Genomic DNA, 16,461 nt, shown 5'->3' on the forward strand with positions numbered 1-16,461 from the left:
GCGAGGGCGGCGAAGCAAGGCTGGTCGCCGCCAGGACTCTGGTTGACGCTCTACTACCCGCCCGACCAGACCTTGCCGCCCCGCATAGCGACTTCTCGATATTCTTCGAAGAGCAGCAGCCGGCACACATGATCATGCTCGACTAGCCAAACGGCCGTCATGCGACCGCCCCTGGCCCCACACAGCCACCGAGCGCTGCGCACGCAAAGCATGAAGATGACATTCTGGGAGGCTCAACGCCGAGACGACGTTCGGCACGACTGACGAGGTTCAGATGATGCCCCGTCATGCGAGCGGAATCGACTGGTCACGCCCCAGCCGCTCTCGGAGTTTTCACAAACGTCAGCTGCGCAAGGGCAGCGCCGTGGCGCCGTTTCAGCGCGGGGCAACCGCGCCCGCATAGAAACCCCCGTCGCCGCCGTAGTAATCCTCTCGGACACTGCTCGCACCGCCGGCGGTCTGGGAACATCCGGCAAGCGCGGAGAGTACGAGCAACAAGGTGACAATACGCATTGGGCTTTATCCTTTCTTCGCTACCGCACACATAGTCATCGGCAAACGTGCCGACAACCAGGGACCGCAGGACTTTCAACCAAACCCTGTGTCTTCGGCGCGGTGGTCAAGCCTGACGGAGCGAAAGGTCTCGTAGCGGCGACCGGGTCGAACGACTGAGGAAAATCCCGACGGCGATCGCGGTTGAGGTGGTCAAGTCGGTGATGGCCGCGAACAACGGGACGTGGGCGTCCGAAACGCTAACCTACATGCCCAAACCAAGCCCCTTCTTCAGTCCCCGCGTGAGCTCGTGCTTCCGGCTGAGCTCGGCCCGATCTGCCCGATCGACAAGACGAGCGACGTCCTTGATGCGGTCGATCACGGCCGCGTCTTTCAATCCCAGCCGGTCGAGCTCCTTCTTGAAACTCCGCGGATCCGAACTGCCGAGACGCTGCTCAAGAGCCCGGGCAATGGTCTTCGCCTCCTCCAGAACCTGCCGGCCTTCCGACGTGCCGGAGAACTCGGTGAGAAACCGGAGCTTTTCACCCTGGGGCAAAGCGTCGAACAGCTTCAAGATGTCCTCGCTGCGCCTGGTCAGGGCGGGAACTTCAACCACGTCCCTCTTCTCGTCTCGCAGCACATTCTTCCGTTCGAGATTTACTCGGCAGCCAACATCTAATCTCGACCTTTTGCCGCGTCGAAAGGTTCGCGATTTCATCGCCGCTCGACGCTATCTCGAACGAAGAAGAGTGGACGCCTTGAAAAGATTCGAACTGGCGACCCGTGTCTGGGGGTGCCGAAGTATCCGTTGACCTCGAGCCCCTGGGCGGAGAACAGATAGATCTTCTGGTTCGTCGGCGAGGCGTCGAGAACATAGCTTGCGCGGCTGGCAGCGTGGGGTAAACAAACCAAGCGGCGGCCGCAGCCGCCACTCCCCTATCCGTTATGCGGTATTGGGTCGATTTATCGTCAGGAAGTGACGAACGACAGGCCTGTCGGGGCCGACATGGTAAGCAACTATCTTGCCCTGCAGATCGGCGTCGGCGTTGGACACCCGCCTGTGCTGGCGAAGGTGCTCAGCCCAGGACTCAACCATGAACCACTCAACGATCTTCTCGGGGTCGGCTGAGTCTTCGGTGACACCCCATCCGTAGGCTCCATCGCGCCGACGCTCGTAGGAAAGATCGTCGAGAGCGTGCAGGAATGCGCTGCGGTGCTGCTTCTCGACACGATACTCGATCAGTATCAGAACCGGGCCACGGTCGTGGGCGACAGGTTCGGCGACGAGAGGTTCCGGCCAGTGGTTCGACGGCATCATGTCGGCATCGCCTGCCGGGAGTTTCACGCGATGCATGACGAACCCGGCGATTAGGAGGCCGACGGCTCCGATGACCAAGGCGAACTGAATGCCGACAGCCTCACCGATAGCGCCCCAGCCGAGGCTTCCTGCTGTCATCGCACCGTTGAAGACTGTCAGATAGACGGCGAGACCACGACCTCGCACCCAGTTTGGTAGGACAGACTGCGCGGCGCCATTGAGTGTCGTCAGGGCGGTGATCCATGCGCCCCCGAGGAAAAGAAGTCCGATGAGCGCTGCGGGTCGCGGCGGAGCAAGCGACAGAACACCCATGACGATGGAAGTGATCACCGCTGCACCAAGAAGAAGACCGTCGGAACTCAGGCGTTCGCGCAATTTTGGCATGACCAGCGCACCGCCGATCGCACCTGCTCCGACAGCACCAAGGAGAATGCCGTAGAAGCTCGCATCACCACCGAGCAATTGGCGGGCAACGAGTGGCAAGAGCGCCCAGACAGCGCTGGCGAAGGCGAAAAAGACGGCCGCACGTATGAGAACGACGTGGAGCGGCCTGCTGGAGTGGGTGTAGCGAAGTCCTGCCCGGAAGGCACCAAAGAAGTTCTCCTGAAGCGCGTCATTGGCATTCTTCGCACGAGGCCACCAAACGAGAGCAGCAATCACCACGATGTAGCTGGCAACGTCCGCGCCATAGGTGATCCCGGCTCCGAAGGCGGCGAGAAGGAGACCACCCGCGGCAGGACCGATGGATCGGGCAATGTTGATGCCGAGCGAATTGAGAGCAACTGCACTCTTCACGTTCTCGCGGTTCACCAGTTCCGGAACGATTGCCTGCCACGTCGGTCCCATGAGCGCGGCACCGATGCCGCCGAGGAAGGTCAGGCCGATCAGCGCGCTGACCGAAAGCATGCCAGTTTGAGCGAGAACCATCAGGGAGATACTGACGGAGGCCAACAGCACCTGGATGGCGATCAGGAACCTGCGACGATCGAGGATGTCGGTGAGAACGCCCGCAGGGATCGCAAGCAGGAAGATCGGCAGCGTTCCCGCCGCCTGAACCATGGCGACTGCGGCAGGGGATGCCGACAGGTCCGTCATCAGCCAGGAGCTTGCGACATCGCGCATGAAGCTTCCGGTGTTGCCGAGGACGGTTGCGATCCAGAGGACCGCGAACACAGGCTGCGCGAGAGGAGCGAAGGTGCCCCCAGGTGATTTTGCGGCGCTCATTTGCCAGCTCCCTTGGATAAGTCGAATGCGGCGACGAAGAGGAATGCGCCAGCGAGCCCGAGATGTTCGAAGAAGGCGTTGGTCGCCATCATGCGATCCAGACCCGGAGCCATCTCCCAGAAGCGCAAAGCGATAAAGGTCGCGAGAAGCGTGAAGCCGGCCAGCGCCAGGGAACCCGCCCACCGCAGGAAGCCGGAGATCACCAGGGCGGAGGCCGTCAGTTCAAATGCGATAACGGCGATCGCGAAGTACGCGGCCGGCTGCAGATCGAAACGATCCATCTCCGCCAACGCGCCATCGAAGTCGAAGATCTTGGTGAGCGGACCCTGGACATAGGCTGCGCAAAGTGCGAGCAGCGAAACCGTCCGCACGACAGGCGAGGCGACGACGCGTGCCAAGGCACTCCGGACTGAGTTGGATCTTAGAGATTGGTAGGTCATATCTACTCCTGCGTGTTCGCCGCGAGCGGCTGCATTCGATGGAGCGATATTGTCTGGGTGCCGCCTCGCCAACAATTGCAGTAAAAGTTTCGATTTAATTGCGTAATCTGCAATTATAGAGTGACGCTCGGGTGGCCAGGTCACCCGAACTGAAGTTTGCTCAGACCGCCCAGCACGAGCAGCCGAGAGCGCCGAAGAAACCTTTGAGATCGGCGATCGGCAGCTTGGATGTCCAGGCTCCGGCGTGGTCATGGCCGTGAACGCCGCAATCGCTCGCACATCCGCATGTGGCGATCGCGGTGCGGCGCAGGGAACGAGCGCCTGCCCCTTCCGGTTCACCCCAGGCCGCATAGCCGCCGAATTTGCGGACAGGTGACCAGTCGGGCATCGCAGGCGGGATGTCGTTCTCGTCCAGCGTCTTAAAGTCGCCCGCGCCATAGACGATCTTGCCGCCGACCATGGTCAGCTCCGATACCAGGAAGGAGATCTCGTCCTCGGCGCAGGAGAAGAAGTCCTTGTCCGGCACCACGAGGTCGGCGAACTGCCCTTTCTCGATGCGGCCCTTCTTGCCTTCCTCATTGGAGAACCAGGTGACCTTCTCGGTCCACATCCGGAGCGCGGTTTCGCGGTCGAGGCAGTTGGCGCGCGGGTAGAGCTGCATGCCGCCGACCGTCTTGCCGGTCACCATCCACGACAGCGAAACCCAAGGATTATAGGAGGCGACGCGGGTGGCGTCTGTGCCGGCCGAGACGTTGACGCCCTTGTCGAGCATGCGGCGGATCGGCGGCGTCGCCTCGGCCACGCCGTGACCGTACCGCTCAACGAAGTATTCGCCCTGGTAGGCCATGCGGTGCTGCGTGGCGATGCCACCGCCGAGTGCGGCGATACGGTCAATAGAGCGGTCCGAGATGGTTTCGGCATGGTCGAAGAACCAGTTCAGCCCTTCGAGCGGAATGTCCTTGTTGACCTTCTCGAACACATCGAGGGCGCGAGAGATCGTCTCGTCGTAGGTGGCATGCAGACGCCAGGGCCAGCGGTTTTCCGCCAGGACGCGGACGACCTCTTCAAGCTCGCCTTCCATTTCCGGGGCCAGCTCCGGACGCGGCTGGCGGAAATCCTCGAAGTCGGCAGCCGAGAAGACGAGCATCTCTCCAGCACCGTTGTGACGGAAGTAGTCATTGCCCTGCTTGTATTTGACTGACTGCGTCCAGTTCAGGAAGTCCTGCTTCTCTTCCTTCGGCTTCTGGGTGAAGAGGTTGTAGGCCAGCCGCACCGTCATCTGGTTCTCGTCGGAAAGCTTCTGGATGACTTCATAATCGTCGGGGTAGTTCTGGAAGCCGCCGCCTGCATCGATGACACCTGTCACACCGAGGCGATTGAGTTCGCGCATGAAGTGGCGCGTCGAGTTGATCTGATAGTCGAGAGGAAGCTTCGGTCCCTTCGCAAGTGTCGAATACAGAATACCCGCATTCGGCTTGGCGAGAAGCATGCCTGTAGGGTTCCCACTGGCATCACGGGTGATTTCCCCACCAGGCGGGTTCGGCGTATCGCGGGTGTATCCGACGGCACGAAGAGCGGCGCCGTTGAGCAGCGCGCGGTCATAGAGATGAAGAAGGAAGACAGGCGTGTCGGGCGCGACTGCGTTGATTTCCTCGATGGTGGGGAGGCGTTTTTCGGCGAACTGATGTTCGGTGAAGCCGCCGACCACGCGCACCCATTGCGGCGCAGGCGTGATGGCCACTTGCCGCTTCAGCATATCCATTGCGTCGGCGAGCGAGCGCACGCCGTCCCAGCGCAGTTCCATGTTGTAGTTCAGGCCACCGCGCACGACGTGGGTGTGGTTGTCAATGAGACCGGGCAGGACACGCTTGCCCTTGAGATCGACGACCCTGGTGTTGGAACCTGCGAGTGCGATGATCTCGCTGTCGGATCCGACTTCCAGAAACAGCCCGTCCTTGATGGCGATCGCCGTCGCATTCGGATTGGTCCGGTCAAGGGTCGTCACGCGGCCATTGTGGAGGATCAGGTCGGGATGCATGGTGTCTACTCCGGTCGGGTTGGGATTGGCGGCTTTTGCCGGGGAGAAGAGGTTCGAGAACGCCAGGCTCGATGCGCCTCCAAGAAAGGATCGACGTGTCGTCATCAGCTCCGTTCCTCGGCATTCACCTTCTCCTGATGGGCAATCGCAATACGATCGGTGCCCTTCGGCAGGTGGCCGAACACGTGCGGCTTGATCTGGTGGATCCAGGAAATGGCCGCCGGCTCCTTTGTCCAAAGCGACTTTGCGAGCGGGAGGATCTGCTCGCCGACCAGAATGCCGAGAAGGCCAACCAGGGCAATGACAGGTGGTGCGGGCGATCGGACATTGAGCAGACTGTAGACGATGCCGACAAACAGGCCTGCGCCAAGTGATAGGAGATAGACTTTCATTTCATGTTCTCCGGTTGCAGAAAAAGCCGCGCCGACGGGGTTATCGGAGCGGCCTGATCGAGCCCTTACTTTGCGGGGTTCGGGCCGATGCGCTTGCCGTGCTTGACGCGTTCTTCTGCGCCGTGAACCATTGTGTAGGCGTAGTCGATGCCCATGCCGTACGCGCCGGAATGCTCCTTCACCAGCGTGGTGACCGCATCGTAAGTTTCCTTCCGCGCCCAGTCGCGCTGCCATTCGAGCAGGACTTGCTGCCAGGTGACCGGGATCACGCCTGCCTGCACCATCCGGTCCATCGCGTATTTGTGCGCGTCGGCGGAAGTGCCGCCGGAAGCATCGGCGACCATGTAGATCTCGTACTCCGGAACATCATGGAGAGCGGAAAGAGCAAACGTGGTGTTGCAGACCTCGGTCCAGAGACCGGAGACGACGATCTTCTTCCGGCCGCTGGCGGCATTCTTCGCCAGAGCGTCACGGACGTTCTGGTCGTCCCAGGAGTTCATCGAGGTGCGCTCGAGAAGGTCGTTCTCCGGGAAAACGGCAAGAAGCTCGGGGAAGGTGTTGCCAGAGAAGGATTGCGTCTCGACCGTGGTGATCGTGGTCGGAATATTGAAGATCTTGGCGGCCCTGGCGAGGCCGACGACGTTGTTCTTCAGTGTCTGGCGGTCGATCGACTGGACACCAAAGGCCATCTGCGGCTGCTGGTCGATGAAGATGAGCTGGCTGTTGGCCGGGGTCAGGACTTCAAGCTTGGACATGATTCGTTCCTCTTCGGTTGCGGCCCGCGTGCGGTGCCAAAAAATGGTCAGCAGCCGTCGATCGGACGCCCTCGAGCGACACTCGTCCTCTAAATCTCTGAGTGTCGCTGGCTCCGTTCCGGGCCGGTGCACTCGTCGTCTTGGCTGCTGAAAACAAACTTACCGCGCCGTTACCATCCGAGGAATTGCAATAAGACTTTCGATTGAATTGCGTCATCTGAAATAATCGTTGGCCGGAGAGCGCGTTAGAAACGGAAGAGCGCCGCGATCCTATCGGATCACGGCGCTCTGATTTCAAACTTTCGGTGACTTCTGCTTATGCCGCCAGCGGCACGAGACTAGCCTGAATCTGTTCGCGGTATTCTTCGTATCTGACCGGAAGCTTAAGGGCTTCCCCAAGATGGGCCGTATCCTCATCGCGGTTGAATCCGGGCTCGTTTGTGGCGACCTCGAAGAGGATACCGCCCGGCGTGCGGAAGTAGATGGCCCAGAAATAATCGCGGTCGATGACGGGGGTGACTTGGTAGCCGGTGTCCATCAGCGCCTTGCGCACCTCGAGCTGCTTCTCGCGGTTGTCGACGGCAAAAGCGATATGGTGCACCGAACCTGCGCCCTGCCGCGCGAACGGAGTCTTTGGCAATGCCAGTAGATCGATCGTGTCCGCTCCGTTGCCGTTGGGTATGATGAAGCGTACGACGTCGCCCTCCTTCTCGGCGCGCTCGTAGCCCATGAAGCCGAGCAGTTCCTCCGTTGCAGCGGTGTCGTGCAGGCTGAAGCGTGCGCCAGCGAAACCGCGGATGGCCGCATCATCTGGAATTCCATCTGACAGCCATGGAGCACGCTTGTCGTCTGCGGACTCGATAAGCGCAAAGCTGTCGCCGTCCGGTCCCATGAAACGGAGTCGGCCGACGCCGAAAACAGTGTCGCGTTCCAGACCATCCACGCCTTGGGTGGTGAAGCGATCCTGCCAGAACTTCAGCGATCCCTCGGGAACGGAGAACTGGGTCTCGCCGACTTCACCGACACCGGGGCGGCCGAGCATCATGTTCGGGAACGGGAAGTAGGTCATCACCGTTCCAGCCGAGCCCGTCTCGTCACCATAGTAGAGGTGATAGACGCTCGGGTCGTCGAAGTTAACAGTCTGCTTGACACGACGAAGACCAAGCGTGTCGGTGAAGAAGCGGTTGTTCTGCCGCGCGTCCGATGCCATCGAAGTCACGTGGTGCAGTCCCTTGATGTCCTTGATCATCTTGAATCCTCTCGGCTGTGTTCCGGTGTTGATAAGAGTGTAGACCCGTTGCTCACTGCTCGGAATTGCAATATTCCTTTTGACTGAATTGCAATTTATGAAACAATGAGATGAACGACTACAAAGCTCTCCGAACCTTTCTGCTCGCCGCTGAGAAGCGGAATTTTGCCCAGGTCGCCCGCGAACTGGACATGACGCCAGCAGCCGTCACACGGGCGATCGCCGCCCTCGAGGCGGAACTTGGCGTGCAGCTCTTCGTGCGCACGACGAGACAGGTATCGCTGACAACCGACGGCGCAATCTTTGCGGCGCAAATCCAGCCAGCGGTCAAGACTCTGGAGGACGCGCGGCGCGAAGTAATGAACGCGCACAAGGCGGACGAGGGGCGGCTGCGTATCAGTGCGCCGACGTGGTTCGGCAAGACGGTGCTGCCGCCGATTCTGTCTGGGTTCAAGGAACGCTATCCGAAGATGAGCTTCGAGATATCGCTGTCCGATGGATTGGTGAACATCGTCGACGACGACTACGATCTGGCGATCCGCATCTCGTCGCAGCCTTCGGACAAGTTCACGATCTGGAGGAAGATCCGGGTGGTGCCGCGCATCCTGGTCGCCGCTCCCGGAAGCAGATTCGCCGACATGCAGCACCCGAGCGAACTGAAGCCCGACGACTGCCTCGCATACAGCGGCGAAAGCCGGCGTGAGAACTGGGTGCTGTCAGACGGTGGGTCAAGCATCACGATTTCGGCAGGCCGAGCCTTCAGCGCGAACAGCGGAGAGGTTCTGGCGGACATGGCCGCCGACGGCGCGGGTGTCGCCCTGCTTCCAGGATTCAACATCGCCGATCACATCACCAGCGGTCGCCTTGTCCACGTCTTCAAGGGATGGGCGCCGCCGGACCTGTGGCTGACGCTGTTCTACCCGCCCTACCAAGCCCTCCCGCCAAGGATTGCGTCATTCTCCAAGTTCTTCGAGGAGCAGGTCGCGGCAAAGATGGTCATGTTGGGCTGACGCACGCAAAAGTCCTTCACCCTGATCTGGCACACCGTTTCAGGTGCGATCATGCTGTTGGAGTGCTCGAAGCCTAGCTGCGACTATTTGCTGGAGCTGCCACAGGTTTCGATCGTAGATTTTGCGATCCGCCAGATCTGAAACCGTCCGATGCAGGTATTCCGCGCAAGATCCGGCAGGCCCACATGCCTGGGCGATCAACCCTGCCGCCTCTTCGAGGGGGATCTTCTGCGTGAGCGGAGATCGCCTGCCACTCGCCCAGAACGTGAGCGCCCGTCGCACACCGGTCAGTGTCTTGACCGCAACCCAACGCACCATGTCGCACACTTCGGCATACCGAATCTCTCGTGCCAGAAGAGTACGCAGATTTTCCCTCTTGGTAGTGCACGGAAGCTTGAGGATCAGACCCGAACAGCTTCCTCCTGGCCGAAGTGCGAGCATGAGACCGGGCACGTCGGAGGTGGCCCTGAACCGCTCAATCCTCAACGAGAATGCACGGTGCCAGCCGTAAGCGACCGCCTCTTCGCTCGCGGCCACCTCGAAACCCGGGTTCCACATTAAGGATCCGTACGCGAACACCCATATCTCCTCGTCACCAGCCTCTTCCTCAACCCTGCTGACGAGGTCGTCGAGCTGCTCGGGCGAGATCGGATTCCAATTGGGTTCCGGTCCCTCGTCTTCGACAATTCTGAGGGTCGTGGCGACGAGGTCCGGGGTAAGTTCCATGGTAGCAGGTGCGGGCGCCTTGGCAGACGGTGCCTTTGACATCGTGTGAACCGTTCAACGAGTTTGCCGCTGGAGGCCCATCGCCTCAGGCAGTGAATGGAGGAGCGGCCGCCCCATCAATTAGCGGGACGGTTGGTGATTGCCCGGAAGGTGATTTCGACGATCTGCTCGGGGAAAGCCAGCGCCGAAACCCCGATCAGGTTGCTGGCGCACTGAGGCACATCCGTGCCATACATTTCCTTGCGGACCTTGGATCCGGCCGCAAACGCGCTAGGAACATCCAGCACGTACAGTGTCTCTTCAATGACATCGTCAAGGGTCGCACCATATCTGGCGAGCAAGGTCTTTGCGTTGACGTAGGTCTGGCGGATTTGGCTCTCCATCTGCGAGAAGTCCGCAGGCCGCCTATTCTCATCGAGTTCCGCCGGAGCGACAAGATTGCCTTTGTCATCGTGGCTCAACTGGCCCGAGATATAGATCGTGTCCTTGACCTGCACGGCCTGAACGTATCCGAAGGCACGCTCCCAGGCGACGCCATGGTTCTCTACTTTCCTGGACGGGTGGTCGCTCTTCGTCATGATGGATTCCTTCATTGAATGACGGCGCGCCGAGTAGGCACTTGTGGTTCATGGAGGGGGCGGATGCGTGGGAGGCCGCACCCGCCGCCGGACCGATCAGGCCTTCACGAAGGCAAGGAGATCGGCATTCAGGACATCGGCGTTGACGGTCAGCATGCCGTGCGAGAAGCCGGGATAGGTCTTGAGCGTGCCGCTCTTAAGGAGCTTGGAAGACTTCAGTGCGGAGTCTGCGATCGGCACGATCTGGTCGTCCTCGCCGTGTAGGACCAGCGTCGGCACGGTGATCGCCTTCAGGTCTACCGTCTGGTCGGTTTCGGAGAAGGCCTTGATGCCGTCGTAATGGGCCTTCGCGCCGCCCATCATGCCCTGGCGCCACCAATTCTGGATTACGCCTTCCTGGACTGCGGCACCATCACGGTTGAAGCCGTAGAACGGGCCTGCCGGAACGTCACAGAAGAACTGCGCGCGATTGGAGGCAAGCGCCGAACGGAAACCGTCGAACACTTCGATCGGCAGGCCTTCCGGGTTGGCTTCGGTCTTCAGCATCAGTGGCGGAACTGCGGAGACGAGAACCGCCTTGGCGACGCGGCCCGACGGCTGGCCGTGCTTGGCAACGTAGCGGGCGACTTCACCGCCGCCGGTGGAGTGACCGATGTGGACGGCATTCTCAAGATCGAGCGCTTCGACGACGGCGAAAGCATCCGCGGCGTAGTGATCCATATCATGGCCGTCGGAAACCTGGGCGGAACGTCCGTGACCACGGCGGTCATGGGCGACGACGCGATAACCCTTCGACAGGAAAAACAGCATCTGGGCATCCCAATCGTCCGACGACAGCGGCCAACCGTGGTGGAAGACGATCGGCTGAGCGTCCTTCGGACCCCAGTCCTTGTAGAATATATCGACGCCGTCCTTGGTGGTTACAAATGCCATTGTCTTGGTTCCTTCGGTTGACCGGGATGCTGATGCAGCCTCGGCTGCTAGATTGAGAGACGGCGAAATTGCCATGGCTGCGACGGCGGCACCGGCGGAAAGGAGCGCGCTCCTGCGTGTCATGGAAGAAATGGTCTGGGTCATTTCGGTTGCCTGCGGCTTCTTCGTTGAGGCGTCAGGCGACACTGAATTCGTCTGACGGCCTGATAGTGCCGCAAGCGTGGGGCTCTCACAATTGCGCCAATAGTTTCGATTTTATTGCGGAATCTGAAATGGTTGCGGCGGTCGACAGTCCCGACGGCGCCTCAACATTTCCTCACGCCACGGTCCGATCAGCCCAGTTTCTGAATGCTCAAGCCGAGGCAAACGCTTTCGCCTTCGCCCATCCCACGAGCAGGATTCAACTGGTCGAGCGAGAGGATGGCCTGTCAAAGGCCGCCCAGCAGGTAAGGAATTCCATCAAGAAGCTGTTGGGAATGCGAGAGCCGTAAAGGTCGACCTTATGCTTCGCCTTGAAGAGAGTTGAACCGCAGACGGGGCGATTACTCGTCCCCAAACCCGTAAGGCCAAATCTGAGCTCCATGCAAGATACGAAGAATGCGGATCCGGTCCGCCATCAGCATTTATGCTACGATGTATGGCGTGCGTGGAATCACCAACTCGCGCGTTCCCTCAACGCGCCCAGGCCTGCCACTTTCGGGGAAATCTAGCAAGCACCGAACGGCGCGCGCGATTTCCTCGTCGACGTGACCCGCCGCATTTGGGTTCTCACTTTCGATGTAGCTGAAGATATCGTCGCGATCGTCAAGCGCATACTGCGCCCAGACAAGCCTCATCGGTCGCCCGCTCCTGCTTTACGCGCAGCCCTCTTCCGGCGCTCGCGGAAGCGAGCTTCAGCGTCGGCATCCTCAGAGTCGGGTCGCGTGTCCTCAAGAGCCTGCAACACCTTGGCGCGAAACCAGGCATCGTGAGCCTCAGTGCTACCGACCAATTCCAGTGGAAGCGAGCCTTCGTTCGCCGTCCGAGTTAAAAGGATTCGCACGGCATCCGAAACCGTTAGACCCATGCTCTGCAGGACTGCAGTAGCACGGTCCCGAATGTCGGGATCAATTCGCGTTTGAACGAGTGCATTCGAAGCCATCGCCAATCTCCTTACTGAATTCAGTGTAATTCGATTGCATGACGGTATCCAGTCAGGATCAGAGCGTTCCTGACGATACACTATGCGACTTAGGACGCACAGAACGGAAACTCCCATAGCAAGGAGAGCGCCTGCGTCATATGGAGCCGTTAAGATCGCGGAGAGCGTTTTTTGGTGGTTCGACCCTGTCATGTTCTCGCTTGAGCGAGCCCTTGAATTCTATCGTGGTAAAAGCAAGGTGCCTCGATCCGATGTTGGTCAGATCGTGAACCATCGTCTCGCCCGCGGCAAAGGCAAAGACCTTGCAGTCTCCAGGCTCATAGTCGGTCACGACAGTGTTGCCGTCCGCATACATCGAACGGGATCGTCCTGGCGTCAGTGCGATCCAGCAATAGTCCAGTTGATGTCGATGAAAGCCCAGGCGCTCGCCGGGTGCGAGGTTGATGTGCCAGACACGTACGAGGTCGGTCTCGGACACGAGGGTTTGCCCCACACGCTCGTCCGCATTCGCGATCTCATCGCGAAAAGCCTTCGACATTGAAACGTTGCTCCGCGCCATCGATACCATTCCGATTCCTCCATCATGTGGTGGGTATGACCCCGCCATCGATATTGATCACATCGCCGCTGATGAACTCGGAAAGATCCGAGGCCAGGTAAAGAACCGCAGTGGCGACGTCCCGCGCGGTTCCAAGCCGCCCAGCCGGCAGCTTCGATTCAGCAAGGAACGCATCCACCGCGCCGTCGATCGTCGTGCCGTAGCGCTCGGCGAGCGCATGGAGGAAGCCGCCGGGGCGGTCCCAGAGTTCGGTGCGAATGTGGGCGGGTGCGACCACATTCGAGCGAATGCCCTTGGGAGTGAACTCACGGGCAAGCGCCTTTGACAGAAGGGCGATCGCCGCCTTGGAGGTGCTGTAGTCCGGCAGCAGCGGGTGCGGCATGCGCCCGGCTTCCGAACCGCAATGGATCAGCACGCCCTTCTTCTGGGCGAGCATCGTTGGCAGCACAGCCCGCGCCATGCGGACATAGCCCATGAGATTGACATTGAGCGTCTGCGCCCAATCCTCGTCCGAAACCTCGAGAAAGCCGCCTCGCGTCGGACAGATGCCGGCGTTGTTGAAAAGCACGTCGATGCGGCCAAAGGCTTTGAGTGCCGCGCCCACGGCGGTCTCCCCGGCCCCTTTCTCCCCAAGATCGACCTCGCATGTCTGCCAGTGGTCGTGCGCAGCAAGATCTTTCACCGGCGCCATGTCGCGGCTGACGCCCAGCACGCGGGCGCCTTCGGTCAGAAACGCCTTGACCGTTTCAAGCCCGATGCCGGAGCTTGCACCGGTGACGATGACGACCTTGTCTTTCAGGTTCAGGTTCATGGCTGCAGTCTCCTCCACATGCTTCCCGATGGCCGCAGCAAGGATGCCACGGCAATCGACTAGCGCGTCAAGGTTTCTTCTGCATCTTCCTCGACCGGTTGGTCAGAGCAGCTTCAGCTTCGTCGTGCGGGAGACCACCGACACGGCGATGACGATGATGATGCCCTTGACGATGCTCTGTACGTAAGTGTCCATGCCCACCAGGTTGAGACCGTTGTTCATGATGCCGATCAGCAGCGCTCCGAAGAATGTGCCCATGACGGTCGCAGTGCCCGGGCGAAGCATCGTCATGCCGATGAACACCGCGGCCAGACCATCCAGAAGATAGGTTTCACCGCCGTTCGGCTGGCCGGAACCAAGCCGTGCCGAGAGGATGATCCCGGAGATCGCAGCAAACAGCGAACTCAGCGCCAGCCCATAGACCCGGTAGGAGCGGACCTTGATGCCCGAGAGCTCGGCAGCGCGCGCGTTGCCGCCGACGGCATAGAGGTAGCGGCCGAAGGTCGTGCGCTCCATCACGAACCACGACCCGCCAACGATGACCAGCATGATCAGCGCCGGATAGGGCAGTATGCCCGCAACCTTGCCCTGGCCGACCGCCAGATAATCCGCGGGAATGCCGCCATAGATCGCCCGGCCGCCTGAAATCATGAAATTGATGCCCCAGAGAATGGAGCCGGCCGCGAGCGTCGCGATCAGCGAGGGAACACCGACCCCGACGACGAGCGCCGAATTGATGAGGCCGACGGCAAGACCGGCGACGAGCGCGCCGATGATCGACACGGGGATCGGCACGCCGGCCACCATCAAAAGCGGCGCCAGCAGACCGGCGAGACCGACGACATAGCCGACGGAAAGATCCATCTCCTTGGCCGCAAACCCGAAGGTCAGGCCGACGGCGACGATGGTCAACATCGAGATCTGCTGGAGGATGTTGACGAGGTTGGTGCCGGTGAAAAACCGATCCGTGCCGATTGCGAAGGCCAGGAACAGGATGATCAGGACGGCAAGCGTGCTGTACTTCTGGATGAGTGTGCCAATGCGCATCGGGCGGGACGCTTCCTCCGGAGCAATAGTCGTTGTCATGGTCATTGGGTTACCCCCGCAATTGCATTGATGAAGACGGCCTCGCTGAAATCGCGACGGGCAATCTGGTCGGCATCCCGGCCATTCCTGAACGCCACGACCCGGTCGGCCACATGGGCGATTTCAAGGAGATCGCTCGACGCGACGATGACAGCCGCGCCGCGTTCGGCGAGCGAGACGATGAGGTCGTGAATCTCGCGCTTTGCGCCGACATCCACGCCTTCGGTCGGTTCGAGAAAGACGAAGAGCTTGTACTTGCCCTCGGAGGCGAACTGCCATTTGGCGACCGAGACCTTCTGCTTGTTGCCGCCGCTGAGCTCGACGATCTTCGTCTCCGCACTGGACGTCTTGATGTTCAGCCGCTTGATCAGGCGAAGCGTTTCGGCGCGCTCGCGTCCGGCCTGAACAATCCCTATAGGTTTGAGGCTCGTCTCCTGAATACCGGCCATCGACATGTTCTCGCGCACGGTCCAGTCGCCGATCATGGCATTGATCATTCGGTGATCCGGGATCAGCGCTGCCCCACAGCGTTTCATGTCCCGCACGCTGGCCCGCCCGACGTCCTTGCTCTTGAACCGGTATCGGCCGGCGGTTGCAAGGCGCGGCTCGAACAGCGACTGGGCGAACTCGAAATGCCCAGAACCGGTCAGGCCGATCAGACCGACGATCTCGCCGCTGCGCACCTCAAGGCCGTCCATATGGAAACGCTCGCCCTGCCATCCCTTGATATCGACGACGACCTCCGCATCATCAGCGAGTGTGCGCTCCGTCAGGGCGCCATCGAGCAGACGATGCTGATTGCCGGCCTGCCCGCGATTGAGCATAAGGTCGATCAGCTGCCGCTCGGTGACCTCGTGGTTGGCATTGGAAAGGTGGCTCACCTTGCGGCCGTCCTGCAGCACGGTGATCTCGTCGCAGAGATCGATTACCTCCTGCAGGAAGTGACTGATGAGGACGACCGCCATGCCGGCATCGGACAGTTGGCGGATCAGCGTCCAGAGGCTCTGCTTTTCCTTGGCCGGCAGCGTTGCCGTCGGTTCGTCAAGGATCAGAACCTTCGGCCGCGAGTGCAGGGCGCGCAGGATTTCGATGACCTTCTGATCGGCATAGGGGAGCTCGTCGACTTTGCGGTTGAGCGCGATTGCCGTTTCCGGAAACCACTGTTTGGCGAGCTCCTCCGCCTGCCGCTGCACCTCCCGTCGGTTGATTAAGAACCGGCTCTTGACCGGTTCGAAGCCGAGACAGATGTTCTCCGCACCGGTCAGATGCGGCACCAGGCTACCTTCCTGCGATACGAGCGAAACGCCGTTTGATACGGCCGCTGCCGGATTTTCGAAAGCGACCGGCTGGCCCGCCATGCTGAGCGTGCCGGCCGTCGGCTGGACCGCACCGCTCAAGATACTGACGAGCGTCGTCTTGCCGGCTCCATTCTCGCCGACGATACCGTGCACGCGGCCCTCGACGATCTCGATGGATACGCCATCGAGCGCGAGCGTGCCCGGCCATTGTTTGGTGATGTTCTCAAGAACAATCGACATGTCGCACCTCCGAAATGGACGGGCGGCAGCACCGCCCGCCCGACCGGTTCACTTGCAGTTGTCCTTGGTGAAGAGCGTGGCACCGTAGTAGACGATGTCCTTGCCGTTGGTGACTTCCTTCGGATGGTCACCGTCGAGCATCACCCGCTTGGCATAGGTCGCAAGGTTCAC

The 16,461-nt window shown here is 60.5% G+C and carries 18 protein-coding genes and 2 pseudogenes; 3 read left to right on the forward strand and 17 right to left on the reverse strand.

The features are described 5' to 3' along the window. Positions 1-15: 15 nt before the first annotated feature. Positions 16-146 (forward strand): annotated as a pseudogene (locus tag VGO04_RS32790) (LysR family transcriptional regulator); the annotation flags it as partial. A gap of 229 nt (positions 147-375) precedes the next feature. Here VGO04_RS32790 and VGO04_RS32795 read toward each other — a convergent pair. The 8 genes from VGO04_RS32795 to VGO04_RS32830 all read right to left on the reverse strand — a co-directional run bounded on the left by VGO04_RS32795 (position 376) and on the right by VGO04_RS32830 (position 7,908). Then, positions 376-513, reverse strand: a complete 138-nt coding sequence (locus VGO04_RS32795) for a hypothetical protein (protein WP_275024823.1) — start codon at positions 511-513, stop codon at positions 376-378. Positions 514-757: 244 nt separating this feature from the next. After that, positions 758-1,066: a hypothetical protein gene (locus tag VGO04_RS32800; RefSeq protein WP_327500163.1), complete on the reverse strand. Its 309-nt coding sequence runs from the start codon at positions 1,064-1,066 to the stop codon at positions 758-760. Between the two features lie 369 nt (positions 1,067-1,435). Next, positions 1,436-3,034: an MFS transporter gene (locus VGO04_RS32805; protein WP_327500164.1), complete on the reverse strand. Its 1,599-nt coding sequence runs from the start codon at positions 3,032-3,034 to the stop codon at positions 1,436-1,438. After that, positions 3,031-3,474, reverse strand: a complete 444-nt coding sequence (locus tag VGO04_RS32810; protein ID WP_327500165.1) for a DoxX family protein — start codon at positions 3,472-3,474, stop codon at positions 3,031-3,033. The genes VGO04_RS32805 and VGO04_RS32810 overlap by 4 nt, the downstream gene beginning before the upstream one ends. 160 nt (positions 3,475-3,634) lie before the next feature. Continuing rightward, positions 3,635-5,617, reverse strand: coding sequence for an amidohydrolase (locus VGO04_RS32815; protein ID WP_327500166.1), 1,983 nt, complete (start codon positions 5,615-5,617; stop codon positions 3,635-3,637). Further along, the gene (locus VGO04_RS32820) at positions 5,617-5,904 is read right to left on the reverse strand and encodes a XapX domain-containing protein (RefSeq protein WP_327500167.1); all 288 of its coding nucleotides are present in this window, start codon (positions 5,902-5,904) and stop codon (positions 5,617-5,619) included. The genes VGO04_RS32815 and VGO04_RS32820 overlap by 1 nt, the downstream gene beginning before the upstream one ends. Before the next feature lie 65 nt (positions 5,905-5,969). Beyond that, positions 5,970-6,659 carry a hydrolase gene (locus VGO04_RS32825; RefSeq protein ID WP_327500168.1) on the reverse strand — a complete coding sequence of 230 codons (690 nt, stop codon included), beginning with the start codon at positions 6,657-6,659 and terminating at the stop codon, positions 5,970-5,972. 316 nt (positions 6,660-6,975) lie between these two features. Further along, a complete protein-coding gene (locus VGO04_RS32830; protein ID WP_327500169.1) occupies positions 6,976-7,908 on the reverse strand; it encodes a VOC family protein in 933 nt (310 codons plus the stop codon). 110 nt (positions 7,909-8,018) lie between these two features. Between VGO04_RS32830 and VGO04_RS32835 the strand changes: the two genes are divergently transcribed. After that, positions 8,019-8,918: a LysR family transcriptional regulator gene (locus VGO04_RS32835; RefSeq protein WP_327500170.1), complete on the forward strand. Its 900-nt coding sequence runs from the start codon at positions 8,019-8,021 to the stop codon at positions 8,916-8,918. A 39-nt stretch (positions 8,919-8,957) separates the two neighbouring features. Here VGO04_RS32835 and VGO04_RS32840 read toward each other — a convergent pair whose 3' ends face one another. From VGO04_RS32840 to VGO04_RS32850, 3 genes are all read right to left on the reverse strand, one after another. Then, on the reverse strand, positions 8,958-9,644 hold the full coding sequence (locus VGO04_RS32840; protein ID WP_327500171.1) for a gamma-glutamylcyclotransferase: 687 nt from the start codon (positions 9,642-9,644) through the stop codon (positions 8,958-8,960). A 116-nt stretch (positions 9,645-9,760) separates the two neighbouring features. Continuing rightward, complete coding sequence (locus VGO04_RS32845) at positions 9,761-10,222, reverse strand: Rid family hydrolase (protein ID WP_327500172.1); 462 nt, start codon at positions 10,220-10,222, stop codon at positions 9,761-9,763. Positions 10,223-10,318: 96 nt separating this feature from the next. Next, on the reverse strand, positions 10,319-11,155 hold the full coding sequence (locus VGO04_RS32850) for an alpha/beta hydrolase (RefSeq protein WP_327500173.1): 837 nt from the start codon (positions 11,153-11,155) through the stop codon (positions 10,319-10,321). A 73-nt stretch (positions 11,156-11,228) separates the two neighbouring features. Here VGO04_RS32850 and VGO04_RS32855 point away from each other — a divergent pair, with 73 nt between their 5' ends. Next, positions 11,229-11,354, forward strand: coding sequence for a hypothetical protein (locus tag VGO04_RS32855; protein ID WP_327500174.1), 126 nt, complete (start codon positions 11,229-11,231; stop codon positions 11,352-11,354). 343 nt (positions 11,355-11,697) lie between these two features. On the opposite strand, the pseudogene VGO04_RS32860 reads toward VGO04_RS32855, so the two are convergent. From VGO04_RS32860 to VGO04_RS32885, 6 genes and pseudogenes are all read right to left on the reverse strand, one after another. Next, positions 11,698-11,991 (reverse strand): annotated as a pseudogene (locus VGO04_RS32860) (type II toxin-antitoxin system RelE/ParE family toxin). Then, a complete protein-coding gene (locus VGO04_RS32865; protein ID WP_327500175.1) occupies positions 11,988-12,296 on the reverse strand; it encodes a type II toxin-antitoxin system RelB/DinJ family antitoxin in 309 nt (102 codons plus the stop codon). Before VGO04_RS32865 ends, VGO04_RS32860 begins: the two are co-directional and overlap by 4 nt. 136 nt (positions 12,297-12,432) lie before the next feature. After that, entirely contained in the window at positions 12,433-12,864 is a 432-nt protein-coding gene (locus VGO04_RS32870) for a hypothetical protein (RefSeq protein ID WP_327500176.1), read from the reverse strand. A gap of 13 nt (positions 12,865-12,877) precedes the next feature. Continuing rightward, positions 12,878-13,666 carry an SDR family NAD(P)-dependent oxidoreductase gene (locus VGO04_RS32875; RefSeq protein WP_327500177.1) on the reverse strand — a complete coding sequence of 263 codons (789 nt, stop codon included), beginning with the start codon at positions 13,664-13,666 and terminating at the stop codon, positions 12,878-12,880. A gap of 102 nt (positions 13,667-13,768) precedes the next feature. Continuing rightward, positions 13,769-14,758, reverse strand: a complete 990-nt coding sequence (locus VGO04_RS32880; RefSeq protein WP_327500178.1) for an ABC transporter permease — start codon at positions 14,756-14,758, stop codon at positions 13,769-13,771. Further along, positions 14,755-16,290: a sugar ABC transporter ATP-binding protein gene (locus VGO04_RS32885; RefSeq protein ID WP_327500179.1), complete on the reverse strand. Its 1,536-nt coding sequence runs from the start codon at positions 16,288-16,290 to the stop codon at positions 14,755-14,757. Before VGO04_RS32885 ends, VGO04_RS32880 begins: the two co-directional genes overlap by 4 nt. Between the last annotated feature and the right edge of the window lie 171 nt (positions 16,291-16,461).

The organism is Ensifer sp., from assembly GCF_035999185.1.
Taxonomy (GTDB): domain Bacteria; phylum Pseudomonadota; class Alphaproteobacteria; order Rhizobiales; family Rhizobiaceae; genus Ensifer.

Bases quoted from the DNA above. Each gene is read 5' to 3' on its own strand.
- VGO04_RS32810 (WP_327500165.1), bottom strand. From the start codon at position 3,474: ATGACCTACCAATCTCTAAGATCCAACTCAGTCCGGAGTGCCTTGGCA.
- VGO04_RS32845 (WP_327500172.1), bottom strand. From the start codon at position 10,222: ATGACGAAGAGCGACCACCCGTCCAGGAAAGTAGAGAACCATGGCGTC.
- VGO04_RS32880 (WP_327500178.1), bottom strand. From the start codon at position 14,758: ATGACCATGACAACGACTATTGCTCCGGAGGAAGCGTCCCGCCCGATG.
- VGO04_RS32865 (WP_327500175.1), bottom strand. From the start codon at position 12,296: ATGGCTTCGAATGCACTCGTTCAAACGCGAATTGATCCCGACATTCGG.
- VGO04_RS32820 (WP_327500167.1), bottom strand. From the start codon at position 5,904: ATGAAAGTCTATCTCCTATCACTTGGCGCAGGCCTGTTTGTCGGCATC.
- VGO04_RS32805 (WP_327500164.1), bottom strand. From the start codon at position 3,034: ATGAGCGCCGCAAAATCACCTGGGGGCACCTTCGCTCCTCTCGCGCAG.
- VGO04_RS32855 (WP_327500174.1), top strand. From the start codon at position 11,229: ATGGCTGCGACGGCGGCACCGGCGGAAAGGAGCGCGCTCCTGCGTGTC.
- VGO04_RS32825 (WP_327500168.1), bottom strand. From the start codon at position 6,659: ATGTCCAAGCTTGAAGTCCTGACCCCGGCCAACAGCCAGCTCATCTTC.
- VGO04_RS32815 (WP_327500166.1), bottom strand. From the start codon at position 5,617: ATGACGACACGTCGATCCTTTCTTGGAGGCGCATCGAGCCTGGCGTTC.
- VGO04_RS32870 (WP_327500176.1), bottom strand. From the start codon at position 12,864: ATGGTATCGATGGCGCGGAGCAACGTTTCAATGTCGAAGGCTTTTCGC.
- VGO04_RS32840 (WP_327500171.1), bottom strand. From the start codon at position 9,644: ATGGAACTTACCCCGGACCTCGTCGCCACGACCCTCAGAATTGTCGAA.
- VGO04_RS32830 (WP_327500169.1), bottom strand. From the start codon at position 7,908: ATGATCAAGGACATCAAGGGACTGCACCACGTGACTTCGATGGCATCG.
- VGO04_RS32885 (WP_327500179.1), bottom strand. From the start codon at position 16,290: ATGTCGATTGTTCTTGAGAACATCACCAAACAATGGCCGGGCACGCTC.
- VGO04_RS32795 (WP_275024823.1), bottom strand. From the start codon at position 513: ATGCGTATTGTCACCTTGTTGCTCGTACTCTCCGCGCTTGCCGGATGT.
- VGO04_RS32875 (WP_327500177.1), bottom strand. From the start codon at position 13,666: ATGAACCTGAACCTGAAAGACAAGGTCGTCATCGTCACCGGTGCAAGC.
- VGO04_RS32835 (WP_327500170.1), top strand. From the start codon at position 8,019: ATGAACGACTACAAAGCTCTCCGAACCTTTCTGCTCGCCGCTGAGAAG.
- VGO04_RS32850 (WP_327500173.1), bottom strand. From the start codon at position 11,155: ATGGCATTTGTAACCACCAAGGACGGCGTCGATATATTCTACAAGGAC.